This is a genomic window from Edaphobacter aggregans DSM 19364 (assembly GCF_000745965.1).
In the GTDB taxonomy this organism is placed as follows: domain Bacteria; phylum Acidobacteriota; class Terriglobia; order Terriglobales; family Acidobacteriaceae; genus Edaphobacter; species Edaphobacter aggregans.
Map to the genome: position 1 here is coordinate 1 of NZ_JQKI01000249.1, position 4,701 is coordinate 4,701.

The window sequence follows — 4,701 nt, forward strand, 5'->3', positions numbered from 1 at the left end:
CAGCAAGGACCAGCGGGTAAGCCATACAGCCGTCGTCGAGAACAAACGCCTCGGCCATGCCCTCGCTGTGGTCAAGGCGCAGCAGGATGTGAAGCATCAACCGAAGATAAGGACCAACAGCGAGAAGCTTGGATATCAGAAGCGAGGCCGACAGCTTTACGGGCCCGATTACAAAGCAAAGATCGTGGCGCCCCCCGCGGTGGAAATGACGGTCTGATGGAAAGCGTGGAAGACCGGACGATAAGACTGTCCGGTCTCCCCCTCTTCCCACAGCCCTTGGAAATCGTCAGTGTCGACGATTTCACACATTCCCACCGCACGACGACGACGACCGATTATGATGACATTTCAGCTTTGCATCGCTGACGACACTTACGCTTTGCAGCAACAGGACCTGTAAGCGCTCAATAGAAATGTCAGGTCCCCGCTCATTAGAAATGTCATGTTCAAGGGATGGGCCTGATAAGAATGAGCACCAGAGATTTGAAGCGTATTGAGGTTTTGAGTGAGGTACTCTAGCACTTGCTTTTGAGGAGCTTCTCAGTGAGTTTGGCAGCGTCCAGCCAGTTGCCGTCCTTGTCCTTGAAACTCTCCAGATATCGCTGGCCTTGGAGGGGAACGGCAGGTTCATGGCTTCGGCTGGCCAAGTGCCGAGATAAAGATGAGGATGTTGGGTTTGCCCGCCGTGGCGGGTTTTTTTGCATCTGCCGCGCCGGCAATACCGGCGATCATTGACATTAACAACGCCAACGCTAACGCTGTCACGAGTGATACATTTCCTTGCGTAAGTCGTTTTGTTCTTATGATTCTTCTCCGATCGTACGGTCGTTGTCTGTTCTGCCGACCTCGACCTATTTCATCAGCTCGAAGCGCGGAATTTTGTACGTTCCATCCAACACGGCCTTCTCGGGGCCATAGGTCCGGAGGCCCATGAAAACATCAATTCCAGGGATGGTTCCAATCCAGTTCGATTCCAAACCCTTGGGCGCGGTGGGACCGATATAGATGTCTATGGACCCATCGGGGTTCTTCACCAGCTTGTCGAGGGATGAAAGCTGACGGCCTTTCATGCTGTTGGCGATGAAGGTGCGTGTGCGGGCGTCATAGGCGAACACAGACCAGAAATTCAGGGCAGGAAAGTCTTTCGGCATCCGGAGCCGGTAATTCTTGGTCGATTCTATTGGACGGCCCTTCGCGTCGACGAACGCGACGTTGTACATGGTTCCGCTTCCGAGATCGGCGGGCATGACATAGGCCCAGTAGTCAATCGCCGCGCGCCGTTGATAATCGATCATCCCATCCGCATTTTCGTAGACGTAGAGGCGACCTTTCGCGATATCCTCCCTGTGCAGGTTGAGACGCGTCCAGCCGGGCTGCCCGTCGACAGGGACCCATGCAACGCCGTTCGATATCTGGATCAGGTATTCTTGGGCATCCTTCGCCGCGCGTTCGAGGATCTGCACGGTGTGGGTATCGGGCTTGAAGGGCTTGCCCTTCTCGATGCCGACATATGCGGCCATCCCAAGCATGGTCTTGTCGTAGTCATTCACAGGCTCTTCCTGCACGACCATGTCAATCAGGTTGAAGTATCCGGCATCGAACACGGGAGCGGCGCGATACACGATGCCGGACATATCCAGGAAGGTCGTCTTGCCGGGGTTTGCGGCCTGCGCCAAGGGGTAGACCTTCATCGTGTATGCGTATTCAAGGGCGGCATTCCAGCCAGCCGTCGAGATCGAGCGGATGAGGAAATTCTGGAGATACGTGCGGCTGGGCATGGTCTTGTACCCGGCAGGCACATCTCCCTTGTAGTCGGGTGGCAACAGAAGATATTTGGCGCCTTTCCCCTCGTCCCAGCCATCCTTCCCAACGTCAATTCCGTCAAGCGGACGCTGCCAAGCGTCACAGATTGTTCCGTATAGGTGTGACTCGCTGGTAGCAGCGGGGATTTCGACCACGATTGGGCCATCCCTCAAATCCAAAGCGCCTTGCAGATACGGAGTCTGGGTCTGCACAGCGATCAGGTGGGCATCCGAGTTCAGCGGCTTGGTGTCGATCGCCACATCATTTGGCTTGCCATGCAAGTCTCGCTTGACTGCTTCGCGCGCCGCAAATGTGTCCGCCGCGGGCATTGCCCACAAGGCAACCTCAAACGCGCGGCGGTAGAGAAGTTGATCGGCGGAGTCTTGACGGCTTCGTGGCTGAGGGTTTTGCGCCAACGCCTGCGGGGCGATGGCTGCCGTGCACAGCGTCATCACGACGGCGGCGCAGTTCAACGTATTGAGTATGGTCCTGTTCATGGTAGTTGCTCCCGCTTTTCCGATTTCAAATTTTCGAAGTCCGGCAACTGCCAGCTCTTGTCGAAGAACGGCTCCTTCGGGCCATAGAAGCGGAACCAGACCCACCATCCCTTGGACGCACTGGTATCCACCCAGTTGCTCTCCAAACCCGCCGGCGCTTTCGGTCCGAAGTAAAGGTCCGCAGAGCCATCTGCGTTCGTTTTGATCTTGTCGTAGGAACTTACTGCAGCCTTATTGGCTTTGTTCATGGTCATGGAACGGGTGAGGTTGTCATAAACCGTGACGGACCAGAATTCCTCGACGGGCACGTTGGCCGGGACGTGCAGCTTATAGTTTTTCGAGCCGTCCAGCCAGTTACCGTCCTTGTCCTTGAAACTCTCCAGATACCGCTGGCCCTTGGAGGGAAACGGCAGGTTCATTGCATGGGACGGCCACGTGCCGAGGTAAAGATAGTTCAGGCGCTCGTCGAGCTGGGAGTAGAAGTCGGATTCCTGCTGGGTTTTCTCCTCCGTGTTTAACACCATCACGTTCACCCAGTTCTTTCCCGGATAGACCGGGGACGCGGCGAGGCGTGAATCGAAACTGATGTTCTGCGCCATCGCATGACCGAGACGCGCGCCCTCTTCCAGGATTCGCTTCTGGCGATCATCCGGCGCGAACGGCTTGCCCTTCTCAATGCCCAGCGGCTTGAGCATCGCCATGAAAAAGCGATCGCGCTCTGCCACCGGGTTGTTGTTGATCACCTCCGACAACAGCTTCCAATACGCGAGCCCCTCGGGTTCGTCCGTGTTGATGTATTTGCCCGAGACGCGCAGGACTCGGTTGGGCTTGGGATTGGCGCGCTCGCTATAGGGATAGATTCGCGACTTCGCGATCATATCGGCGGCGCCTGCCACGTCCCCTTTGATCACAATGCCTCGAATGAAGAAGTTGGCATCCATCGTCTTGAAATGTGTAATGAAATATCCTTCCGTCGGCAGCTCACCGTTGTAGCCCGGCGGCACGAGCAGGAATTTGCCGCCGTTGCCAGATACTCTTGGTGTCGGCGAAGTTCTGGTAGAGCACGATGTCGTTGTAGGTCGCTCCCAGATCCCGGAACAAACCGGCCCTGACGGAGCCGAAGCTCACGGCGGGAAAGGACCACATGTAGGCTTGGCAGGCTCGCTGAAAGTCGATTGCGTCATAGAGCTTCTGAGATGTCTCCTTGGTCGGGTAGCCGGCCTCGTATTTCAGCTCACCAATTTGGGTATCGACTGTTTGGGCATTGGTCGGGGCAGCGCCGAAGTTAGCGCGCCGAAAAGCATCGTAGCAACAACCAGGGGTGTGCCGGCGATTTGCATGGGGTTTCCTCCGATTTTGGGGTTGCGAGGAGCGCTAAGATTTCAGTTCACTTTCTCAAAGTCGCTGGGCATCCAGCTTCTGTCGATGGCAGCTTCGGTTGGCCGTAGAAGCGCAGGACGACAAAATATGGCTTGTCGGGCGTCGTCTTCGTCCAGTTTTTGGCGTTCACCTGCGGCTCCGTGGGGGCGAAGGTGAGGTCTATGCTGCCGTCGGCATTTTGCGTCAGGTTCTGGTACGAGCTGATCGCAGGGAACGGCTGGCCGTTGTCGTAGAGCGAGGCGGTGAGGCTCCAGAACCGTTCGGCTGGCACGTTGGCAGGCAAATGGAGGCGATAGCTGCTGTCGCCTGACAGAGTTGTCCCCGTGCTGTCTGCGGCAGCAAGCGTGTAGACTCCGCCTACGCCGGGTGTGAAGGTGAAGATGCCGGGACTGACGCCCCTGTGCGTGGGCGACGCTGGTGACTGCAACAAGAGTGGCGGCGATGAGGTACTTGAGTATACTCACTGGGCTCTCCCTTCGGATGATTGGTTTGCTGGTGGGTGAGGTTGCAGCCGGCCCACGGAACAGCCCGCGTGTTTCAAACGCGACTGAAATCACCCGCCTCACGACCTTGGTCCAGACGTACCCAGACCCCGCATAATATGAACACCCCTGTGCCCATCACGCATACTGGCCGAAGTGACAGTCCGGACGGAAAATGTTGGACTTCGGGTCATTTTAGGATCGTGCGCAACCTGTAGTGATCCTGTCCGATGCCTCAAAAGTCGCCTTATCGGCAACTTCAGTTTTGAACTTTCTCAAAACCCGGTTTGAACTAAACCGCTGGCGTGGTGGACGCTGCATTTGTGGCGGGCAGAGATTAGCTTTCGCGGCATGATCTGAGTCATAGGAGGTATTTCTTATGACTCAGCTCAGAGACCGGATGCTCGAAGAACTCGAGCGTCGCAACTATTCGCCTGGAACTGCAAAAGGCTACTTGTTTGCGGTCAAGCAGTTTGCCGAACACTTTCATCGTGCTCCCGATCAGCTTGGTGCAGAGCATATCCGCGAGTACCAGCTCT

The 4,701-nt window shown here is 56.3% G+C and carries 6 protein-coding genes and 1 pseudogene; 2 read left to right on the forward strand and 5 right to left on the reverse strand.

Features of this window, described 5'->3' with window-relative positions:
• Nucleotides 1-217 (forward strand): annotated as a pseudogene (locus Q363_RS42470) (hypothetical protein); the annotation flags it as partial.
• A 410-nt stretch (nucleotides 218-627) separates the two neighbouring features.
• Here the strand turns inward: Q363_RS42470 and Q363_RS41630 are convergent.
• The 5 genes from Q363_RS41630 to Q363_RS30650 form a co-directional block, all read right to left on the reverse strand.
• Nucleotides 628-765 carry a hypothetical protein gene (locus tag Q363_RS41630; RefSeq protein ID WP_157467964.1) on the reverse strand — a complete coding sequence of 46 codons (138 nt, stop codon included), beginning with the start codon at nucleotides 763-765 and terminating at the stop codon, nucleotides 628-630.
• Nucleotides 766-851: 86 nt separating this feature from the next.
• A complete protein-coding gene (locus Q363_RS30640) occupies nucleotides 852-2,300 on the reverse strand; it encodes a DUF1214 domain-containing protein (protein ID WP_035358331.1) in 1,449 nt (482 codons plus the stop codon).
• Nucleotides 2,297-3,304, reverse strand: a complete 1,008-nt coding sequence (locus Q363_RS30645; RefSeq protein WP_051979573.1) for a DUF1214 domain-containing protein — start codon at nucleotides 3,302-3,304, stop codon at nucleotides 2,297-2,299. The genes Q363_RS30640 and Q363_RS30645 overlap by 4 nt, the downstream gene beginning before the upstream one ends.
• A complete protein-coding gene (locus Q363_RS41635; RefSeq protein ID WP_157467967.1) occupies nucleotides 3,282-3,446 on the reverse strand; it encodes a hypothetical protein in 165 nt (54 codons plus the stop codon). Before Q363_RS41635 ends, Q363_RS30645 begins: the two co-directional genes overlap by 23 nt.
• 241 nt (nucleotides 3,447-3,687) lie before the next feature.
• The gene (locus Q363_RS30650; RefSeq protein ID WP_084080945.1) at nucleotides 3,688-4,110 is read right to left on the reverse strand and encodes a DUF1214 domain-containing protein; all 423 of its coding nucleotides are present in this window, start codon (nucleotides 4,108-4,110) and stop codon (nucleotides 3,688-3,690) included.
• 452 nt (nucleotides 4,111-4,562) lie between these two features.
• Between Q363_RS30650 and Q363_RS47245 the strand changes: the two genes are divergently transcribed.
• The coding region (locus Q363_RS47245) for a phage integrase N-terminal SAM-like domain-containing protein (protein ID WP_425387817.1) at nucleotides 4,563-4,701 on the forward strand (139 nt) is incomplete at its 3' end.